18 protein-coding genes are annotated in these 18,054 nt (G+C 75.8%); 3 read left to right on the plus strand and 15 right to left on the minus strand.

Going from position 1 to position 18,054, the window contains the following annotated elements; genetic code table 11:
• Window positions 1-45: 45 nt before the first annotated feature.
• From rfaE2 to N555_RS0109300, 8 genes are all read right to left on the minus strand, one after another.
• A complete protein-coding gene (gene rfaE2 / locus N555_RS0109265; RefSeq protein WP_029431213.1) occupies window positions 46-1,416 on the minus strand; it encodes a D-glycero-beta-D-manno-heptose 1-phosphate adenylyltransferase in 1,371 nt (456 codons plus the stop codon).
• A complete protein-coding gene (locus N555_RS0109270; protein ID WP_029431214.1) occupies window positions 1,413-2,078 on the minus strand; it encodes a D-sedoheptulose-7-phosphate isomerase in 666 nt (221 codons plus the stop codon). Before N555_RS0109270 ends, rfaE2 begins: the two co-directional genes overlap by 4 nt.
• The gene (locus N555_RS0109275) at window positions 2,075-3,301 is read right to left on the minus strand and encodes a glycosyltransferase (protein ID WP_029431215.1); all 1,227 of its coding nucleotides are present in this window, start codon (window positions 3,299-3,301) and stop codon (window positions 2,075-2,077) included. Before N555_RS0109275 ends, N555_RS0109270 begins: the two co-directional genes overlap by 4 nt.
• A complete protein-coding gene (locus N555_RS0109280; RefSeq protein WP_029431216.1) occupies window positions 3,298-4,278 on the minus strand; it encodes a glycosyltransferase in 981 nt (326 codons plus the stop codon). The genes N555_RS0109275 and N555_RS0109280 overlap by 4 nt, the downstream gene beginning before the upstream one ends.
• Window positions 4,275-5,276, minus strand: a complete 1,002-nt coding sequence (locus N555_RS0109285; protein WP_029431217.1) for a glycosyltransferase family 9 protein — start codon at window positions 5,274-5,276, stop codon at window positions 4,275-4,277. Before N555_RS0109285 ends, N555_RS0109280 begins: the two co-directional genes overlap by 4 nt.
• On the minus strand, window positions 5,273-6,778 hold the full coding sequence (locus N555_RS0109290; protein ID WP_051683867.1) for an HAD-IIIA family hydrolase: 1,506 nt from the start codon (window positions 6,776-6,778) through the stop codon (window positions 5,273-5,275). Before N555_RS0109290 ends, N555_RS0109285 begins: the two co-directional genes overlap by 4 nt.
• Window positions 6,779-6,877: 99 nt before the next feature.
• Window positions 6,878-7,372, minus strand: coding sequence for a MarR family winged helix-turn-helix transcriptional regulator (locus N555_RS0109295; protein ID WP_051683868.1), 495 nt, complete (start codon window positions 7,370-7,372; stop codon window positions 6,878-6,880).
• A gap of 25 nt (window positions 7,373-7,397) precedes the next feature.
• Complete coding sequence (locus N555_RS0109300; protein ID WP_029431220.1) at window positions 7,398-8,282, minus strand: hypothetical protein; 885 nt, start codon at window positions 8,280-8,282, stop codon at window positions 7,398-7,400.
• A gap of 236 nt (window positions 8,283-8,518) precedes the next feature.
• Here N555_RS0109300 and N555_RS0109305 point away from each other — a divergent pair, with 236 nt between their 5' ends.
• Window positions 8,519-9,850, plus strand: coding sequence for an alpha-hydroxy-acid oxidizing protein (locus N555_RS0109305; RefSeq protein ID WP_029431221.1), 1,332 nt, complete (start codon window positions 8,519-8,521; stop codon window positions 9,848-9,850).
• 227 nt (window positions 9,851-10,077) lie between these two features.
• Window positions 10,078-11,556: an NAD-dependent succinate-semialdehyde dehydrogenase gene (locus tag N555_RS0109310; protein WP_034509431.1), complete on the plus strand. Its 1,479-nt coding sequence runs from the start codon at window positions 10,078-10,080 to the stop codon at window positions 11,554-11,556.
• 36 nt (window positions 11,557-11,592) lie between these two features.
• Here N555_RS0109310 and N555_RS0109315 read toward each other — a convergent pair whose 3' ends face one another.
• Window positions 11,593-12,801, minus strand: coding sequence for a glycosyltransferase (locus tag N555_RS0109315; protein WP_197028940.1), 1,209 nt, complete (start codon window positions 12,799-12,801; stop codon window positions 11,593-11,595).
• Window positions 12,802-13,102: 301 nt separating this feature from the next.
• On the opposite strand from N555_RS0109315, the gene N555_RS0109320 reads away from it, so the two are divergent.
• A complete protein-coding gene (locus N555_RS0109320) occupies window positions 13,103-13,669 on the plus strand; it encodes a MarR family winged helix-turn-helix transcriptional regulator (protein WP_051683869.1) in 567 nt (188 codons plus the stop codon).
• Between the two features lie 48 nt (window positions 13,670-13,717).
• Here N555_RS0109320 and N555_RS0109325 read toward each other — a convergent pair whose 3' ends face one another.
• The 6 genes from N555_RS0109325 to N555_RS0109350 form a co-directional block, all read right to left on the minus strand.
• A complete protein-coding gene (locus N555_RS0109325; protein WP_029431225.1) occupies window positions 13,718-14,113 on the minus strand; it encodes a RidA family protein in 396 nt (131 codons plus the stop codon).
• Window positions 14,110-14,421 (minus strand): hypothetical protein, encoded by a 312-nt coding sequence (locus N555_RS0109330; protein ID WP_029431226.1) that lies wholly within the window; start codon window positions 14,419-14,421, stop codon window positions 14,110-14,112. The genes N555_RS0109325 and N555_RS0109330 overlap by 4 nt, the downstream gene beginning before the upstream one ends.
• Before the next feature lie 61 nt (window positions 14,422-14,482).
• Entirely contained in the window at window positions 14,483-15,595 is a 1,113-nt protein-coding gene (locus N555_RS0109335; RefSeq protein ID WP_029431227.1) for a Rieske 2Fe-2S domain-containing protein, read from the minus strand.
• Between the two features lies 1 nt (window position 15,596).
• On the minus strand, window positions 15,597-15,815 hold the full coding sequence (locus tag N555_RS0109340) for a recombinase-like helix-turn-helix domain-containing protein (protein ID WP_029431228.1): 219 nt from the start codon (window positions 15,813-15,815) through the stop codon (window positions 15,597-15,599).
• Window positions 15,808-16,374, minus strand: coding sequence for an alpha/beta fold hydrolase (locus tag N555_RS26740; protein ID WP_051683870.1), 567 nt, complete (start codon window positions 16,372-16,374; stop codon window positions 15,808-15,810). Before N555_RS26740 ends, N555_RS0109340 begins: the two co-directional genes overlap by 8 nt.
• Window position 16,375: 1 nt before the next feature.
• Window positions 16,376-18,052, minus strand: coding sequence for a thiamine pyrophosphate-binding protein (locus tag N555_RS0109350; RefSeq protein ID WP_029431230.1), 1,677 nt, complete (start codon window positions 18,050-18,052; stop codon window positions 16,376-16,378).
• Between the last annotated feature and the right edge of the window lie 2 nt (window positions 18,053-18,054).

Genomic DNA, 18,054 nt, shown 5'->3' on the forward strand with positions numbered 1-18,054 from the left:
GGGGCCCGCGCCGAGCCTGCGAGGCGTGGGGGGCAGCAGGGTCCTTCATGTGCGGGAGCGCTCGACCAGCGCCGTCGTGGAGTGCCCGTCGAGGTAGGGCAGGACGACGGCCTGGCCACCCCACGTCCGCAGCACCGCGGCCTCGGGGAGGTCGGCGCCGGCGTAGTCCCCGCCCTTGGCCCACACGTCGGGCCGGAGCCGGTCGAGCACCTCGGCGGGGGTGTCCTCGTCGAACACCACGACCGCGTCGACGAACTCGAGGGCCTCGAGCACCCGGGCCCGGTCGGCGGCGGTCACCAGCGGCCGCGAGGGCCCCTTGAGCCGCCGCACGGAGGCGTCGGAGTTGATGCAGACCACCAGGCAGTCCCCGAGCCCGCGGGCGGCCCGCAGGGTCGCGACGTGCCCGGGGTGGATGAGGTCGAAGCAGCCACCGGTCGCGACGACGACGCCACCGGCCGCACGCACCCGGGCGATGACGGAGTCCACCCCCGGCTCGGCGATGACGTTGGGGGCCGGGGCGTCGGGCCGGCCCGCGTCCCAGGCGGTGGCGCCGCCCCGGCCGACGAACGCCGACGCCGCGGCGACCGCGCCGGCCACCGCCTCCCCGGTGACGGCGCCGTCGGCCAGCAGCAGCGCGGCCGCGGCGGCGAAGGAGTCACCGGCGCCGCAGGGGTCCCCACCGGTCACCGGGACGGCGGGCACGACCATCGGGGCGCCCTCGCCGTAGGAGAGGAGCGCACCGCGCGCGCCCAGGGTCACCGCGACCGCGCCGACCCCCCAGCGCCGGATCAGCGCCTCGGCCCGGGCACCGACCGCGGCGAGCCCGTCGCCCTCGACGTCCACCGCCGCCACCCGGGCGGCCTCCGCGCCGTTGGGCGTGACCAGCCGGGTCGAGGGCACCGGGTCCGCCCCACGCGGGTGCGGGTCCCAGACCACCGGCCCGCCGGCGGCGGCGAGCGCCTCGCGGACCTCCGCGGACGCCGTCGTCCCGCGGCCGTAGTCGGCGACCAGGACCGCGGCGGCGTCCCGGAGGACCGCCCGCGCCTCCTCCGGCAGGGCGCCGAGGCCGGCCGTGGGTGCGCCGGAGTCGATCCGCGCCACCGAGTGGTCGCCGACCCGCACGCGCTGCTTGACCGCCGTGCCGCCGGTCGCCGGGATCTCCACCAGCCGGACCCGGCCGGCCAGCAGGGCGCGCAGCCGGTCCGCGCCGTCGTCGTCGGCCATCGGGGCGACCAGCACCACGGGCCGCGACGTCTGCGCCGCGGCGATGACCGCGGCCAGCGCGGCACCGCCGGGCCGCTCCCGCCGCTCGACGTCCTCGACGACGGGCACCGGTGCGTCGGGGGTGAGCCGGGACGCCGTGCCCACCAGGTCGACGTCCAGCAGGGCGTCGCCGACGACGACCAGCGGCCTCACCGGGCGACCCCGAGGCGAGTCGCCGGGACCCGCGCCGGCTCGGTCAGCACCGCCTCGTCGAAGGCGGCACACAGCAGGTGCAGCGCGACCAGGTGGCACTCCTGCACGGTCGCCGTCCAGGGCGAGTCGATGCACACCGCCTCGTCGGCCTCCGCGGCCAGCGGGTTCGGGGCCGGTCCGGTCATCGCCAGCACGGTCATGCCGCACTCGCGGGCGCGGCGGGCCGCGGTGACGGCGTTGGGCGAGCGACCGCTGGTCGACAGCAGCACGACGACGTCCCCGGCCCGGCCGTGCGCCTCCACCTGGCGGGCGAACAGCTCGTCGGCCGGGTAGTCGTTGGCGATCGCGGTCAGCGACGAGGTCTCGGCGGTCAGGCAGATCGCCGAGAACGGCGGCCGGTCGGCGCGGTACCTGCCGACGAGCTCGGCCGTGAGGTGCTGGGCCTGGGCCGCGCTCCCCCCGTTGCCGGCGGCCATCAGGCGGCCGCGCCGCTCGCCGCAGAGGACGTCGGCCAGCAGCCGGCCCCACCGGTCGAGGGTGTCGACGTGGCCGGTCACGTCCCGCAGTGCCGCGGTCAGGGACGCGACGTGGTCGTGCCCGGTGAGGTGGGTGCAGGTGTCGGGCGAGACGACCTCGCCGGCGGAGTGCGGGGCGACAGTCATCGGGCGACCTCCACGGCGCGCGTCGTGCGGCTCTCGGACTCGATCGGGGTGCCCACGACCGAGGCGTAGACGGCTTCGGTGTCGGCCGCGACGCGCGCCCACCGGTAGCGGGAGCGCGCCCGCCGCACACCGGCGGCGCCGTAGGCGGCGCGTCGTGCGTCGTCGGCCAGCAGCGCGGCCACGACCTCGCCGAGCCGGCCGGGGTCCCGGGGCGGCACGAGGTCGCCCGTGGTGCCGTCGACGACGCTGTCGACGAGCCCGCCGACGGCGGTCGCGACGACGGGGCGGCCGCAGGCCATGGCCTCCAGCGGCGTGATGCCGAACGGCTCGTACCAGGGCACGGCGAGGACGACGTCGGCGGAGCGGATCCAGGCGGGGACGTCGGGCCGCGCGACCGAGCCGGTGAAGGTCAGCCGGTCGGCGACGCCGGCCGAGGCGGCCACGGCCCGCAGCCGCTGCACCTCGGGGTCGCGGTGCAGCTCGTCGGCCGGCGGGCCACCGACGACCACCAACTCCGCGTCGGGGACGGCGGCCAGGGCGCGGACGGCGTCGTCCTGGCCCTTGCGCTCGACGATCCGGCCGAGCACGAGCAGCCGCGGCCGGTCGGTCCGCGGCGCGACCGGGCCCCTCGGGGTGAACACCGAGGTGTCCACGCCGCACGGGACGATCGACACCCGCTCGCGGGGCAGCCCCAGTCGGCGCAGCTCGAAGACCTCGTCGGAGCAGGTGGCCACGACGTGGCGCACGTTGCGGCACAGCGCGCGCTCCAGCGCGACCCGCTGCGGCGGCGAGGTGTCGGCGGCGCCCTGGTGGCGGCGCTTGACCGAGCCGAGGGCGTGGAAGGTCTGCAGGACGGGGATCGTCCCGGCCGCCGCGACCGACGCCAGCCCGCTCATCCAGAAGTGCGCGTGCACGACGTCGGGGCGTTCGGCGGCCCACCCGCGGCGCAGCACCCGCGCGAACTCGGGCATGTGCCGCAGCAGGTCGTCCTTGGGCAGGTTCTCCGCCGGGCCGGCGGCGACGTGCCGCACGCGGTAGCCGTCCTGGACGACGACCTCGTCGGGCAGCGCGACGTCGTCGCGGCGGGTGTGCACCGTGACGTCGTGGCCGCGGGCGGCGAGGCCCGCGGCGAGCGCCGCCACGTGCACGTTCTGCCCACCGGCGTCGACCCCGCCGATCGCGGCGAGGGGCGAGGCGTGCTCGCTGACCAGGGAGATCCTCATCGGGTCACCTCCGTGAGAAGGCGGTCCCAGTCCGCCAGGAAGCGGGCCAGGCCGTACCGCTCGAGCGCCGCCGCACGGGCGGCCTTGCCGGCGAGCCGGGCTGCGTCCGGGTCGTCGAGGAACCGGCGCACCCCCTCCCAGAGACGCTCCGGGCGGGTGGAGATGACGCCGGCGTCCGCGGGCACCGCCTCGACGACCTCGGTGGTCGCCAGCGCGACCACGGGCATGCCGAGGTGCATCGCCTCCAGGAGCGACAGGCCCAGCGAGGTCCAGCGCACCGGGTGCACGTAGACCCGGCGGCGGGCCAGCTCGGCATGCATGGCGGCCTGCGGCGGGTCGTCGAACAGCGCCACCCGGTCGGGGTCGAGGCCGTACCGCTCGTGCAGCCCGGTCAGGCCCATGCCGAAGACGTCGACCGGGGCGACGCCGGCGAGGCCGGGCAGCAGGTCGGCGCCGACCGTGCGGCCGCGGCGCACCGGCTCGTTGGTGACCACGGCGGCCCGGGCCAGCTCGCCGGTCCAGCGGTCGCCGGGGTCGACGATGCCGTGCTCGATCACCGTGGTGGGTGCGCGGCCGTTGTCGTAGAAGAGCCGGTTGAAGTGCGTGACGTGCGCGACCGGGATGTCGTCGCGGTCGGCCAGCGGGTGGCGGGTGTGCGGCACCGGCCCGTCGCCGGGTTCGAGGCCGGGGGCGTTGTGCTCGAGGAACACCGCCGGGAGGTCGCGCCCGGGTTCCCGGCCCAGCCACTCGCGGCAGAGCTCCAGGTCACGCGTGCGCTGGAGGACCACCACGTCGACGTCGGCGTCCCGCAGCTGTTCCGGCGTTCCCTCGCGGACCGACGCCGGCCAGTCCCACGTGCGTGCGCGCCCTCGGCCGTCGGGACCCCGATCGGGGGTGACGGGGACGAGGTAGTCGTGGTTGCCCGCCACGAAGGCCGTCGTCCAGGAGCCGTGCACGTGCCACAGCAGAACCCTCATCCACTCACCAGCTTCTCCACGGCAGCGACGACGTCGGCTGGGCTCACCGACGTCAGGCAGGGGTGGCCGGGCACCGGGCACACGCGGGCCCGGGTGTCGCGGCAGGGTGCGGACTGGTCGCCGAGCAGCACGCTCGGGACGCCGTAGGGCGCCCACCGCGCGGCCGGCACGACCGGGGAGAAGAGGGAGACGACGGGCGTGCCGACGGCGGCGGCCAGGTGCGCCGGTCCGGTGTTGCCGACGACGACGGCCGCGGCGCCGTCGAGGAGGGCGGCCATCTCGGCGAGGCTGGTGGCGCCGCCGAGATCCTCGCCGCGGGTGCCCGCGACGGCGGCAGTCAGCTCCCGCTCCCCCGGCCCGCCGGTGACCAGCACCCGGTGGCCGGCGTCGGCGAGGGCCTCGACCGCCTCCGCGCAGTGCCCGGCCGGCCAGGCCCGCGCCGGGACGGAGGCGCCGGGGTGCAGCACGACGTAGCCGGGGGCGTGCGCGGCCGGGGGCAGGGGCCGGCGCACCGCCAGCCGGCCGTCGTCGCCGTCGGGCAGCTCGAAGCCGGCGGCGCGGGCGAGGGACAGCGCGCGCTCGGGCTCGGGCAGGTCGTCGTCCACGCTGTGCCGGACGTCGAGCAGGCTGCCCGGGTAGTCGACGCTGATCGCCGAGATCCGCGGGACACCGGCGCCCCGGAGGACCAGCGCCAGGGGCAGCGGCGACTGGTGGAACGAGGTGGAGACCACGGCCTCGGCCGGCGATAGAGCGCGGAGGCGCCCGGTCAGCTCGGCCAGGTCGCCGGGGTCCACGGCGGGCGGATCGCCGAGGATCCACGGGCAGGCCCAGGTCCAGACCTCGTCGACCCCGGGCAGCAGCTCGGCGGCCGCGGCCCCGGCCGGCCCGGCGAGGAACACGACCCGGTCCGCCCCGGCCGCGACGGCCCGGACCAGCGGCCCCTGCAGGAGCACGTCCCCGGCGTTGTCGAGCCGGGCGACGAGCACGGTGCGCGTCACCACGCACCGGCCAGGACGTCGTCCACCGCGCCGGTCAGCGTCCCGGCCACGTGCGGCGCGGCGGCGACCTCGGACTTCCGGGTGACCGGCGTCGGCACCATGATCCCGACGGCGCCGGCGGCGGCAGCGGCCTCCACGTCGGCGGCGATGTCGCCGATCACCACGCAGCGGGCCGGGTCGACGTCGAGCTCCGCGCAGGCCGTCTTCACCATGCCGGGGGCGGGCTTGCGGCAGGCGCAGCCGTCGTCGGGGCCGTGTGGGCACCACTGGACGGTGTCGAACGGGCCCAGCAGCTCCTCGAGGCGGGCCATGCAGGCGTCGACCTGCTCCCGGGTGATCAGCCCGCGGGCCACGCCGGACTGGTTGCTGACCACCCCGACGCGCACGCCACGGGCGCGCAGCGCGTCGACGGCCTCGCGGGCGCCGGGCACCGGCTTCACGAGGGCGGGGTCTCCGTTGTACGGGTAGTCGCGGACGAGCGTGCCGTCGCGGTCGAACAGGACGAGATCGGGCAGGCCCTTCCACGGGGTCACGCGGCGGTGCTGCACCACCCCGCGGAGGAAGTGCCAGGTGGCCAGCGGCGGGATGACGGCGCTGGTGGCGAGCATCGTCGTCACCTCGGCGCGGTCCCGCGGGCCGGGCACGATGCGGGCCCGGGCGAACTCCGCGGTGCCGGCTCCCCAGGCCAGCGCCGCGACCGCGGCGGCGCGGGGCCGGCGGGCGAGGGCCAGGCCGAGGGCGCCGACGGCGGCAGCCGTGACGGCGAGGTGCCGCGGGCGGCGGCCGAGCGGGGCGTCGGCCCGGTGCGGCGCCCGCCAGTCGGGCCCGTGCAGGCGGCGCATGAGGACGTCGTCGGCGTTGCCGGCCTGCACGCGGACGCTGACCCACCGGTCGGTCGGCCGCACGGGGTGGGTGATCCACCGCTCGCCGCGGACCAGCCGGGCGCCGGTGTCCATCACCCGCAGGGCGAGGTCGGAGTCCTCCCGGAACGCGCGGGGGAAGCGCTCGTCGAACCCGCCGACCGCGGCCAGCGCGCTGCGCCGGTAGGCCAGGTCGGCGGTGATCCAGGCGCTGGTGGCCAGGCCCGCGGTGCCGCGCTCCCAGTCGGTGGGGCGGCGGTCCTCCGGCAGGGGCACCCGCACCCGGCCCTGGCTGCCGGCGACCTCCGGCGGCAGGTCGGCGAGGTCGGTGGCGAGCGTCTGGTACCAGTCGGCGTCCGGGACGACGTCGTCGTCGAGGAACGCGATCCACTCGGTGCGGGCGACCCGCCAGCCGAGGTTGCGCGCCCGGGCGGGGCCACCGCCGCCGGTGCGGACGACCCGGACCGGGGGGAGGCCGGGCCGGTCCGGCCGCAGCGGCTCGCCGGTCGGGCGGTCGTCGACGAGCACCAGCTCGGCGGGCCGGTCCCCGGGGGCGGCGGCGAGGGCGTCGAGCAGCGCGTCCAGCGACGGCCGGCCGATGGTCGGCACGACGATCGAGACGCGCGCGAGTACCCCTCCCACGATCTAGGTCGTGCCCTACCGATCCGGGCCGGAAACACTACGGGCTTGAAGTTTCGACCGTTCGTGAGCCGTTGGTGAGCAGACGCCACCCCGGGTCGGTCAGCGGCGGGGCCGGGCCGCCGCGGAGACCCGTGCCAGTGCGTCGGTGACCGCCGCGGCGTCGTTCCCCAGGTGTGCCAGGAGGTGGGCCACCAGCTCGTCGTGCGTGGGCGCCGCCTCCCGGAGCCTGCCCCGGCCGGCCTCGGTCAGCCGGGCGTGCAGCAGCCGACGGTCGCCGCTCGACCGCTCCCGCACGACGTACCCCTGGTCGACCAGCCGGCTGACGGTGCTGGTCACGCCGGCGCGCGAGAGGCCGAGCGCCTCGGCCACCTCGCCCATGCTCGCGCGCTCCCCCGGCGCCTCAGCGATCCGCCGCAGGGCCTCGAACCCGGTCAGCGAGATGCCGTGCTGGCGGTGCAGCGCGGAGTCGACCCGGCGGGTGATGCGGTCGTGGACCTGCACGATGCGCAGCCAGGTCTCCTCGGGCCGCGGGAGCGCCCCGGCCAGCTCGGCGACGTCGGGGACGGCGGGCGCCAGGGCCTTGTCCGGGGGCACCGGACCATGGTGACCGACCGCGGCCTCAGGCGCTCCCGGACGGCGGGCGGGCGGCACGCCGGCGCAGCGTCGACAGGCCCAGCCCGGCGACCGCGGCGACCAGCGCCACGCCGGCGACCGCGAGCGGCCAGACGGCGCCGCCCGCCACCGGGGTGGTGGCGGCGGCGATCTGCAGGTCGACGGCGACGGTGGTGGAGGTGACGGCGCCGACCACGACCAGGCTCGTGGCGCCGGACCGCGCGCCGTCGGGGATGGTCACCTCGGCGACGACGAGCCCGTCGATGTCGGCCACGGAGGCGCCGAGCTCCGTGCCGTCGGCCAGCCGGAGGACCACGTCCTCCCCGGCGGCGAACCCGGACGCGGTGACGGTGAGGACCTCCCCCGCGGCGACACCGGTGGCGCGGTCCGACGAGGCGACGGAGACCGCGGGGCGGGCCGGCGGCTCGGGCAGCACGCCGTCGGGCGGCAGGTCGTCGGTGCCGGCGTCCGACGGTCCGCCCACCGGCGGCACCGTGGCGGGGCCGGTCGGCGGCGCGATGGCGGCGCAGTCGGCCTCGGCGGGCCGGGTGAACTCGAAGCCCTCGAGCTCGTCGACCGAGGTGGCGCCGCTGCCGTCCAGCGCGGTGAACAGCACGCGGGAGTCGATCGTCTCGCCCCAGGCGACGTCCCCGGTGGTCAGCTGGACCGTCTGCCCGGGATCGACCCGCGCACGGTCCTCCCCGCCCGGCCGGCGGGTGGTGGCGAGGACGACGTCGTAGGCGACCAGAGCACCGGTGACCTCGACGGCCACGCCACCGGGGCGGCAGCTGGGCCCCTGCGTGACCCGGACGTCGGGCCGGGTGGGGTCGTCGACCGCGAGCGCGGGAACCGATCCCAGAGTGATGAGGCCGCCCACGAGCACACCGAGCACGGCGGACCTGCGGACGACCCTCGGCGAGGCACCGAAAGGCACGCAGTTCCCCCCAAGCAGTCGTACTGCCGGTGGCGATCGAGCGTCTCCACGGCGGCCTCCACATGATGGCTGCCGTGAGGGCTCCCCGACCGTCCGTCACGGACGGTTCTGGCGTGTCGGCGCGGCGTGTCGGGAGAAAGTCCGGCCGAGGGGCCGAGGCGCCGCCGATCGCGCGGCGTCCTAGCGTGACGGGCGTGACATCTGCAGCCGGGACCGGACGCCGTCGACAGAACGAGATCTACCGCGCGGGGGTGTACGGCCGCCTGCCCCGCGTGCCGACGGTCTTCGGCGGACTGCAGCGGGCCGCCCGCCGCCGGCTGGACGCGCGGGCCTACGCCTACGTCGCCGGGGGCGCCGGCGAGGAGGCCACCCAGCGGGCCAACCGTGCCGCGTTCGACCGGTGGGCGATCGTGCCCCGGGTGCTGCGCGACGTGAGCGTCCGCGACACCTCGGTGGAGCTGTTCGGCCGGCGGCTGCCCGCGCCGGTGCTGCTGGGGCCGGTCGGCGCGCTGGAGCTGGTGCACCCGGAGGCCGACCTCGCGGTGGCCCGCGCCGCCGCCGGGCTGGGCGTGCCCATGGTGTTCTCGAACCAGGCGTCGGTGCCGATGGAGACCTGCGCCGACGCGATGGGCGACTCCCCCCGCTGGTTCCAAATGTACTGGTCGACGTCGGACGAGCTGGTGGAGAGCCTGGTCGGCCGCGCCGAGGCCTCGGGCTGCGAGGCGCTGGTGGTCACGCTCGACACCACGATGCTCGGCTGGCGCCCCCGCGACCTCGACCTCGGGCACCTGCCCTTCGCCCTGGGGAAGGGCATCGCGCAGTACACGTCCGACCCGGTGTTCCGGCGGCTGGTGGAGGCCCGTGCGGAGGCCCCCGCGCCGGTGCAGCCGGGCGCCTCGGCGGAGCGGGACCGGCAGCCGCGGCCCACGCTCGCCGCCGTCCGCGCGCTGGTCGGCATGGCCCGGGCGTGGCCCGGACCGCTCCTGGAGAACCTCCGCTCCCCGCTGCCGCGCGCCGCCGTCGAGACCTTCCTGTCCATCTACTCGCGGCCCTCCATCACCTGGGCGGACCTGGCGTGGCTGCGGTCGCGCACGCGGCTGCCGATCGTGCTCAAGGGCGTGCTGCACCCCGACGACGCCCGCCGCGCCCTGGACGAGGGGGTCGACGGCGTGGTGGTCAGCACCCACGGCGGGCGCCAGGTGGACCGCTCCATCGCCGCGCTCGACGCGCTGCCCGGCGTGGTCGCCGCCATCGGGGACCGCGCGCCGGTGCTGCTGGACAGCGGTGTGCGCAGCGGCGCCGACGCGCTGGTCGCGGTCGCGCTGGGCGCCCGGGCGGTGCTGCTCGGCCGGCCGTTCGCGTGGGGCCTGGCGCTCGCCGGCGAGGAGGGCGTGCAGCAGGTCGTCTCCGACGTGCTGGGCGAGTTCGACCTGACGCTGGGTCTCGCCGGGCTGACCTCGGTGTCCGAGCTGTCCCCGGAGATCCTCCGGCGCGTCGACCGATGGGACACGCCGACCGGGGGTTGACCCCTCCGTGTGGCCTGGGTCACAGTGTTCCTGGGCGGGGGCAGCCGGGAAACCATTGGCCATCCACCGCTGGATGGACCGACCAACGCGGCCAGACCGCCAGAGCCGGCCCCCCGCCCCACAACCTCCTCCGCGCACGCTCGTGCTCTGCCCATCGGTACGGGGCAGAGCACGAGGACGCCGGGAACACCCCTGCAGGCTCCGGCGGGCGAGCGCAGGATGGGGCCGTGACCAGCAGCGAGACCACCGCGACCATCGAGGGGCTGAGCCGCCCCGTTCCCGTCCAGCTCTTCGTGGGCGGCACCTGGCAACCGGCCGGGGGCGGTGCGACGTTCGAGGTCCGCGACCCCGCGGACGCCTCCGTCCTGGCTCGCGTCGCCGACGCGACGGCCGACGACGCCCGCGCGGCCATGGACGCCGCCGCCGCCGCGGCACCGGCCTGGGCCGCCACCGCGCCGCGGGAGCGGGGTGAGATCCTGCGCCGCACGTTCGAGGCGATGACCGGCCCGCGGGCCGACGACCTGGCCCTCCTCATGGTCCGGGAGAACGGCAAGACGCTCACCGACGCCCGGGGCGAGCTCACCTACGCCGCGGAGTTCTTCCGCTGGTTCAGCGAGGAGGCCGTGCGGATCGACGGCGACTACCGCGTGGCCCCGGCCGGCGGCACCCGCACGGTCGTCGTCCGCCAGCCCGTCGGCATCTCGCTGGCCATCACGCCGTGGAACTTCCCGGCAGCCATGCTCACCCGCAAGCTCGGCCCGGCGTTCGCCGCCGGGTGCCCGGTGGTGGTGAAGCCGGCGTCGGAGACGCCGCTGACGGCGCTGCTGCTCGCGGAACTGCTGGCGGAGGCAGGGCTCCCGGACGGCGTGCTGAGCGTGCTCCCGACGACCAGCGCCAAGGACGTCGCCGGCACGGCGATGGCCGACCCGCGGCTGCGCAAGGTCAGCTTCACCGGCTCCACCGAGGTCGGCCGCGGGCTGCTCAAGCAGGCCGCCGACCAGGTGCTGGTCAGCTCGATGGAGCTGGGCGGGAACGCGCCGTTCATCGTCTGCGCCGACGCCGACCTGGACGCCGCGGTGGAGGGCGCGATGGTGGCGAAGCTGCGCAACGGCGGCGAGGCGTGCACCGCGGCCAACCGCTTCTACGTCGAGGACGCCGTCGCCGACGAGTTCGCCCGGAGGCTCGCCGACCGGATGGGCACCCTGACCCTCGGTCGCGGGGACGACGAGGGGGTCGGACTCGGCCCCCTCGTCAACGAGGACACGGTCGGCAAGGTGGAGCGGATCGTGAAGGAGACCGTCGAGGCCGGGGCGCGCGTGGTCATCGGCGGTGAGCGACCCGAGGGGCCGGGGTACTTCTACCCGCCGACCGTGCTCGTCGATGTCCCCGCCGGCTCACCCGCCACCGAGGAGGAGATCTTCGGCCCGGTCGCGCCGATCGTGCGGTTCGGGTCCGACGAGGAGGTGCTCGCGCTCGCCAACGGCACCGAGTTCGGGCTGGTCTCCTACGTCTTCACCGGCGACCTGGCCCGCGGGCTGCGCCTGGCCGAGGCCCTCGAGTCCGGGATGGTCGGGCTCAACCGCGGCGTCGTCAGCGACCCGGCGGCGCCGTTCGGCGGGGTCAAGCAGAGCGGCATCGGCCGCGAGGGCGGGCACGAGGGGCTGGCCGAGTACCTGCAGACGAAGTACATCTCCTTCCCGCTCTGAGCGCGTGGGGGCGGCCCGGCGCTCGCCCTCGCGGGACTACGCCGGAGAGGTCGGCGGGCGGTCCTCGGCGCCCGGGCCCGCCTCGGGTCCGGGGGTCGAGACGCCCTGCAGCGGGGCGATCGCCATGACGTCGACCGGCGGCGCGTCGGCGAGGGCCTCCTCGGGGGACCGGCGCGGGCGGTAGACGAAGGTGGAGACGAAGAGGAACCGGGCGAGGAAGGCCACCGCCAGGGTCAGCCCCTGGGCCAGGACCGACGGCACGCTCGCGGCCTCGACCAGGAACGCCAGGACCGGCAGCCGGACCAGGGTGTCGACGTTGTTGTAGAGCAGCGAGTGCAGGAACCGCAGCCACCGGGGGTGCCGGTTCTCGGCCCTCAGGTCGGCGAAGACGAAGCGCTCCTGCAGCACGAAGTTGTGCGCGATGGCGATCTCGGTCGCGATGACCGCCGCCGGCAGGTAGTGCAGGCTCGTGTCGCGCAGCAGCAGCCACATGATCAGCAGGTTGACGATGGTCCCGAGCGCCCCGACCGCGGCGAACCGAGACATCTTGCCCATCCGCAGGGCGGCCATCTGGTAGAGGAACTGGGCGCCGTTGCGCCAGGAGGCCTTGCTCTCGCCGTCGTGCCGCTCGCCGAAGGCGAAGGGGATCTCGGCGACCGCGAGGTCGTGGCGGGCGAGGATCTCGAGAAGGATCTTGAACCCGCGCGGGCGCAGCCGGTCCAGCTCCACGGCGCTGCGGCGGACGCAGAAGAAGCCGGTCATCGGGTCGGTGCAGACCCGGCCGACCCGGCGCGGGAAGCAGGAGCGGGCCAGCAGCGTGGAGCCGCTGGAGACCGCGCGCCGCCACGAGGAGGAGAGGCCGGAGGAGTCGCCGGAACCGCAGTAGCGGCTGGCCACGACCATGTCGACCGGGTCGGCGTTGTCGCGCAGCAGCGGCACGAGCTCCGGCGGGTGCTGCAGGTCGCCGTCCATCACGACGACGTACTCGCCGCGGGCCGCCGCTATCCCGGCGGCGACGGCACCGGCCAGCCCGCCTTCGCGCTGGTCGCGCTCCCGGTGCAGCAGCCGGACGGGGAGGGTGCTGGTCTGCGCGACCTCGCGCACGACGTCGGCGGTGTCGTCGTTCGAGTCGTCGACGAACAGGATCTCGGCGTCCCGACCGGCCAGCGCCGCATCCAGCCGCCGCACGAGCTCGGGGACGTTCCCGCGCTCGTTGAAGGTCGGCACCACGACGGTCGTGTCCACGCGCGATGCCTCCCACGGTCCGGCCGGTCGGAGAGGGGCCAGACCGGGTGTGACCTTACGAGGGTGCCACGCCTCGGGGGTGCTGCGCCGGACGGCCCGGCGCCGGAGGCCGCGCCGACCCCACCGGGACCGCACGCCCCACCCGCCCCGGGACGGTGGTCGGCCCGGCGACGTCAGGGACGGTCCCGACGACGGGGGCGGATGCGCCTCCGGATTGAGGCCCGGATCACAGAACGGGGAAAGATTCTCAGTGCCAAGATGTTGCTGCGGACACACCGGCCCGCCCGGCACGAGGAGGACCATGACCGCGACCGACGCCGTCGGCACCCACCCCCGGGACGCCGTGGACGAGATCATCGGCCAGTGGGCTCGGGTCCGCCCGGACCTGGACGTCTCGGCGATGCAGGTGTTCGGCCGCCTGCACCGCAGCTTCCTGCTCTACCGGTCCGCGATCGGGGAGCGCTTCACGGAGGCCGGTACGACCGAGCCCGGCTTCGACGTGCTCGCCGCGCTGCGCCGGTCGGGGTCCCATCACCGCCTGTCCGCCGGCGAGCTGGCCCGGCAGACGCTGGTCACGACCGGGGGGCTGACGCTGCGCGTCAAGCGTCTCGAGAAGGAGGGCCTCGTCCGCCGCGAGCGCGACCCCGAGGACCACCGGATGGTCTACGTGTCCCTCACCGACGCCGGCCGCGAGCTGGTCGACCGGACGGCCGACCTGCACTTCGTCAACATGGCGCGGATGCTCGAGGGGCTCACCGACGCGGAGCGCGACGACCTGGCACGCCTGCTCGGCCGGCTGTTCGACTGCCTGCAGGACGCCACGCCGGGTCTCGACCTGGCCGAGGCAGCCGCCGTCGGCGAACGCTGACGCGGCCGCACCCGGCCGACGATCGGCACGGTCTGGTCGGTGCAGCCGTCAGGCCCCGGAGGCGCTGCCCCTGATGCCCTGCGCCTCGACTTCGACCTTGAGGCCGGGGTCGACCAGGGCGGCCACCCCGACGAGCGTCGAGCACGGGAAGTCCCCGGAGAAGACCTCCGACCGCGCCCGGCCGACGGCGACCTTGTCGGCGACGTCGGTCAGGTAGACGCGCAGCACCAGGATGTCGTCCACCGAGGCGCCGCAGGCCTCGGTCAGCTCGCGCACCCGGCGGAAGGTCTCGACGGCCTGCAGGTAGGCGTCGCCCCCACCGACCGGACCGTCGGGCCCGCCGGCGTGCATGCCGGACAGGAAGAAGTGGTCGCCGTGCACCCGGGCGTTGCTGAACATCCCGGGCCGCGGCGGCTCCGGCACCGACTCCGCGGCGACCCTCACGCCCGTCCCGTCCTCTCGTTGGCCTCGCGGACAAGGCGCTGCCGGGTCTCGAGGAAGTCGTACGTCGGGTAGAAGTCGGTCTGGAACACGCCCCACGCGCGGCGCTCCAGCTCGACGTTCACCACCTGGAGCAGGCGGGGCGGCAGTCGCAGCGTCACGATCTGGCCCACGCCCATCGCGACCACCCAGGAGACGACCTCGCACCCCTCGGGCGGGAAGCCGTTCCACCAGTCGACCGCGTCGAGCCTGTCCCGTTGCTGCACCAGGTCCTGCGTCTGGTCGTGCCGCAGGAAGACGGTCAGCAGCATGGTCTCCCCGGCGGGGGCGGGCTCCTCCGGAGAGGCACCCTCCCCCGCCGGGCTTGACCCGTCAGGCATCGGCCGGAGTCGCCAGCTGGGCTGCCTGCTCCTTGGCATCGGCTCGGTACATCCGGCGGATCCGGGAGACGCCCAGGTCGTGCTGGTACAGGTGCTCGTCGACGTCGGCGTCGGCGGCGAGGGCCTCGAGGACGATGCGGTCCTGCTCGAGCACCGCCCAGTGCTTGGCCTCGAGCTGGGTCCGGTAGAGGAACCGCCACACCTCGCGCTCCCAGCCCTCCACCTTCCGCGTGCGCCAGTGGAAGATCGCCGAGTGGGTCTCGTCGATCGGCGTGGCCATGCCGACGATGCCGAAGACCCCACCGGGCCCGGCGTTCTGGCCGTAGGGGATCTCGAGGTCGACGTAGTCCATCGCGCCGCGGGCGAACTCCACCCAGTCGAAGTTCACGCCGCGCTGATCGGTCTTCTCGAAGAAGAACCCGCGGTCGGTCTCCCGGATGCGGAACCGGGCGGAGGTGTCACCGCCGAACATCGAGTGCGAGTCCCGGTGCAGGAAGGCGCCGTGCATGGGGTCGAGGACGTTGTCCATGTAGAACCGCCACGGCCCGGCCCACTCGGCGTAGTTGGAGAACCAGGAGACGGCGGGGTCGGCAAGCCGATCCGGCAGCGCGAACTCCGTCGGCCGTGACTCCTCGGTGAGCGGCACGAACGCGAAGATCGTGTCCGCCGCCTCCGTGACGCTCAACGAGACGGTGGCCTTCTTGCCCTCGAGCGCGCACCCGGGCATGCCGGGGACCGACACGACGGTCCCGGTGCCGTCGACCTGGACGCCGTGGTAGCGGCAGGCCACCCGGTCACCGAGGTGCTGCCCGACCGACAGCGGGGCGCTGCGGTGCGGGCACCGGTCCTCGAGCATCGAGATGGTGCCGGAGGCGTTGCGGAACAGCAGCCAGTCGACGCCCAGGCGCGTGACCTTGACCATCTCGCCGGCGCCGACGAAGCGCGAGGGGAGGATCGGGTACCAGCGGTCGCGCAGGCCGGTGGCTGCGAGCTCGTCGGCCGAGAGGGTGCGGCGGGTGCCGACGACCTTGGGGGTCTTGACCGGCCGCGGGCGGGCCGGCGCGGTCACCGGCGTGGTGGCGGGCGCGGTTGAGGGTGTGGTCATCTCAGTCTCCCAGTCGGCGCATCTCGTCGCGGAGCGAATCCGCGGTCCAGGGACCCCCGTCGGGGGCGTTGAGGCCCAGCCCGTTCAGTCCGTCGACCAGGCCGGGCAGGTCGTGCACGCCGCGCCCGAAGACCTCCATGATCGCGCCGGAGAGCTTCTGCTCGTACGGGCTGATGGGGTGCGGGTGCGTCTGGTGCTCTTCCAGGTACTGCTCAGGCATGCGCTTCCTCCCTGGCCGGGGGCACGAGGGACGACAGCCCCTCGGCGATGGACATGAACGCGGTGACCCACTCGGCGAACGAGCGGGGGTTGCTGCGGTGCACGGGGGCGGCGGTGCCGTCGACGATCACCATCACGCCGTTGGCGACGCCGCCGGCGACGGTCTGGGCCTGCGAGGTGTCGGTGTCCGGGCGGGGCGCCGCGACGACGACGAGCGTCGGGCTGTGCACCTGGCGCAGCAGCTCCCAGTACGCGGGGTCGGCCTCGTCGACCTCGGGGTCGGCCGCCAGGACGCTCACCACGAGCTCGGGACGGCGCGCGGCCAGCAGCAGCGCCCGCGGCACCGCCGTCCCGGAGGCGAGCACGTGCACCGGGCCGCCGTCGGCCTGCCGGGAGATCGCCTCGGCGGCCTGCGCGAGCCAGGTCTCATGGTCCGGGTCGCCGTCGGGGCCCCACTCGACCGCGCCGAGGGCGTGGACCTGGTCCAGGAACCAGTCGGCGGGGTCCGAGCCCGAGCGCAGGCACAGGACGCCGGCGGCCAGTTCGTCGTCGACGGGCATCTCAGTGGCCCCCCTCGGGAGACGGGACGTGGACCGGCGGGGTGAAGGCGCCGGGCACGGGGTCGAGCGCGGTCACGTCGACCTCGACGAGCACCGGGCGGCGGGCGGCGACGGCCTCGCGGAGCACGTCCTCGAACCGGCCCGGGCCCTGCACCAGCCAGTACGGCATGGCCAGGGAGTCGGCGAGCTTCCCGAAGTCGGGGGTGAACAGGTCCACGCCGGTGACGTCGAAGCCGTTCGCGCGCTGCATGTTGCGCAGGACGCCGTAGCCGCCGTCGTTGAACACCAGGACGACGACCCACGCCCCCGTGCCGCACAGCGACGCGAGCTCGCCGAGGTGCACGGCCAGGCCGCCGTCGCCGGCCATGACGACCGTCGGCGACTCCGGTCGCCCCACCGCGGCGCCGATGCCCATCGCCAGGCCCTGGCCGATGCCGCCGCCCAGCGGGAAGACGTTCGAGCGCCGGTCGTAGAACTCCAGCAGCCGGTTGCCCCACTGGCTCGACGGGATGGTCACGTCCCGGGCGACGACGGACTCGCGCGGCAGCACGCTGCGCAGCCCGGTGCAGATCTCGGCGTACCCGCCGATGTAGGCGGACAGCTCGTCGCGGACCTGGTCGCGCACCGCCCGCACCCGGTCGGTCCAGCCGGCCTCGGTGGACGGCGCCGGTCGCCGGTCCAGCAGCGCGGACAGCACCGCGCGGGCGTCGCCGACCAGCCCGACCTCGGCGGGGTACACCCGGCCGACGGCGGCGGGGTCGACGTCGATCTGCACGTGCCGCTTGGGCAACTCGAGCGAGTAGCCCTTCGTCTCGTTGGACCGGAAGTGGCTGCCGATGCTCACCAGCAGGTCTGCCTCGGTCAGCAGCGGGGCGACGGCGGGGGTGGCGGCGAAGTTGCCGATGACCAGGTCGTCGTCCTCGGGGACGATCGCGCGCCCGGAGTTGCTGGTCAGCACGCCGGCGCCGAGCCGGTGCGCGAGCTCGGCCAGCTCCGCCGGCGCGGCCGCGGCGCCCCCGCCGACCCAGAGCAGCGGGCGGTGCGCGGCGGCCAGCAGCGCGGCGGCGGCGTCGAGGGCGTCGTCATCGGGGTGCGGGACGGGGGCCGGGGCGGCGGTGTACGCCTCTTGCGCGTCCGGACGGGCCAGGTACTGCAGGTCCGAGGGCCACTCGACGCTGGCCGGACCGCCGGGTGTGCCGCTGATCGCGGCGATCGCCTCCTCCAGCGTGGCCTCGGCGCGGTCGGCCGACGGGACCGTGGCGGCGAACGCCGAGATCGCCTCGAGCATCTTCCGCTGGCCGGGGAACTCGTGGATGACCCCGCGCGGGGAGCCCGGGGCGGCCGGGTCGTAGTGCTCGCTGTCGATCTGCCCGGTGACGTGCAGGACGCGGCTGCCGGCGGTGAGCGCCTCGATCATCGAGCCGGCCGCGTTGCCTGCCCCGGTCCCGGTGCTGGTGAGCGCGACGCCGATCCCCCCGGTGGCGCGGGCGTACCCGTCGGCGGCGTTGACGACCGCGGCCTCGTGCCGCATCTCGACGAAGCGGAGCTCGCGGGACACGGCCTCCACCAGCGGCAGGTTGTGCACGCTGATCACGCCGAAGGCGGTGTCGATCCCGTGCCGCTTCATGACGGCGACGAGGACGTCGCCGCCGGTGGGCTGTCGTTCGGTGCTGGACATGG

This window comes from Blastococcus sp. URHD0036 (assembly GCF_000701365.1).
Taxonomy (GTDB): Bacteria; Actinomycetota; Actinomycetes; order Mycobacteriales; family Geodermatophilaceae; genus Trujillonella.

Bases quoted from the DNA above. Each gene is read 5' to 3' on its own strand.
- N555_RS0109270 (WP_029431214.1), bottom strand. From the start codon at position 2,078: ATGACTGTCGCCCCGCACTCCGCCGGCGAGGTCGTCTCGCCCGACACC.
- N555_RS0109275 (WP_029431215.1), bottom strand. From the start codon at position 3,301: ATGAGGATCTCCCTGGTCAGCGAGCACGCCTCGCCCCTCGCCGCGATC.
- N555_RS0109280 (WP_029431216.1), bottom strand. From the start codon at position 4,278: ATGAGGGTTCTGCTGTGGCACGTGCACGGCTCCTGGACGACGGCCTTC.
- N555_RS0109320 (WP_051683869.1), top strand. From the start codon at position 13,103: ATGACCGCGACCGACGCCGTCGGCACCCACCCCCGGGACGCCGTGGAC.
- N555_RS0109330 (WP_029431226.1), bottom strand. From the start codon at position 14,421: ATGCTGCTGACCGTCTTCCTGCGGCACGACCAGACGCAGGACCTGGTG.
- N555_RS0109335 (WP_029431227.1), bottom strand. From the start codon at position 15,595: ATGACCACACCCTCAACCGCGCCCGCCACCACGCCGGTGACCGCGCCG.
- N555_RS0109340 (WP_029431228.1), bottom strand. From the start codon at position 15,815: ATGCCTGAGCAGTACCTGGAAGAGCACCAGACGCACCCGCACCCCATC.
- N555_RS26740 (WP_051683870.1), bottom strand. From the start codon at position 16,374: ATGCCCGTCGACGACGAACTGGCCGCCGGCGTCCTGTGCCTGCGCTCG.
- N555_RS0109350 (WP_029431230.1), bottom strand. From the start codon at position 18,052: ATGTCCAGCACCGAACGACAGCCCACCGGCGGCGACGTCCTCGTCGCC.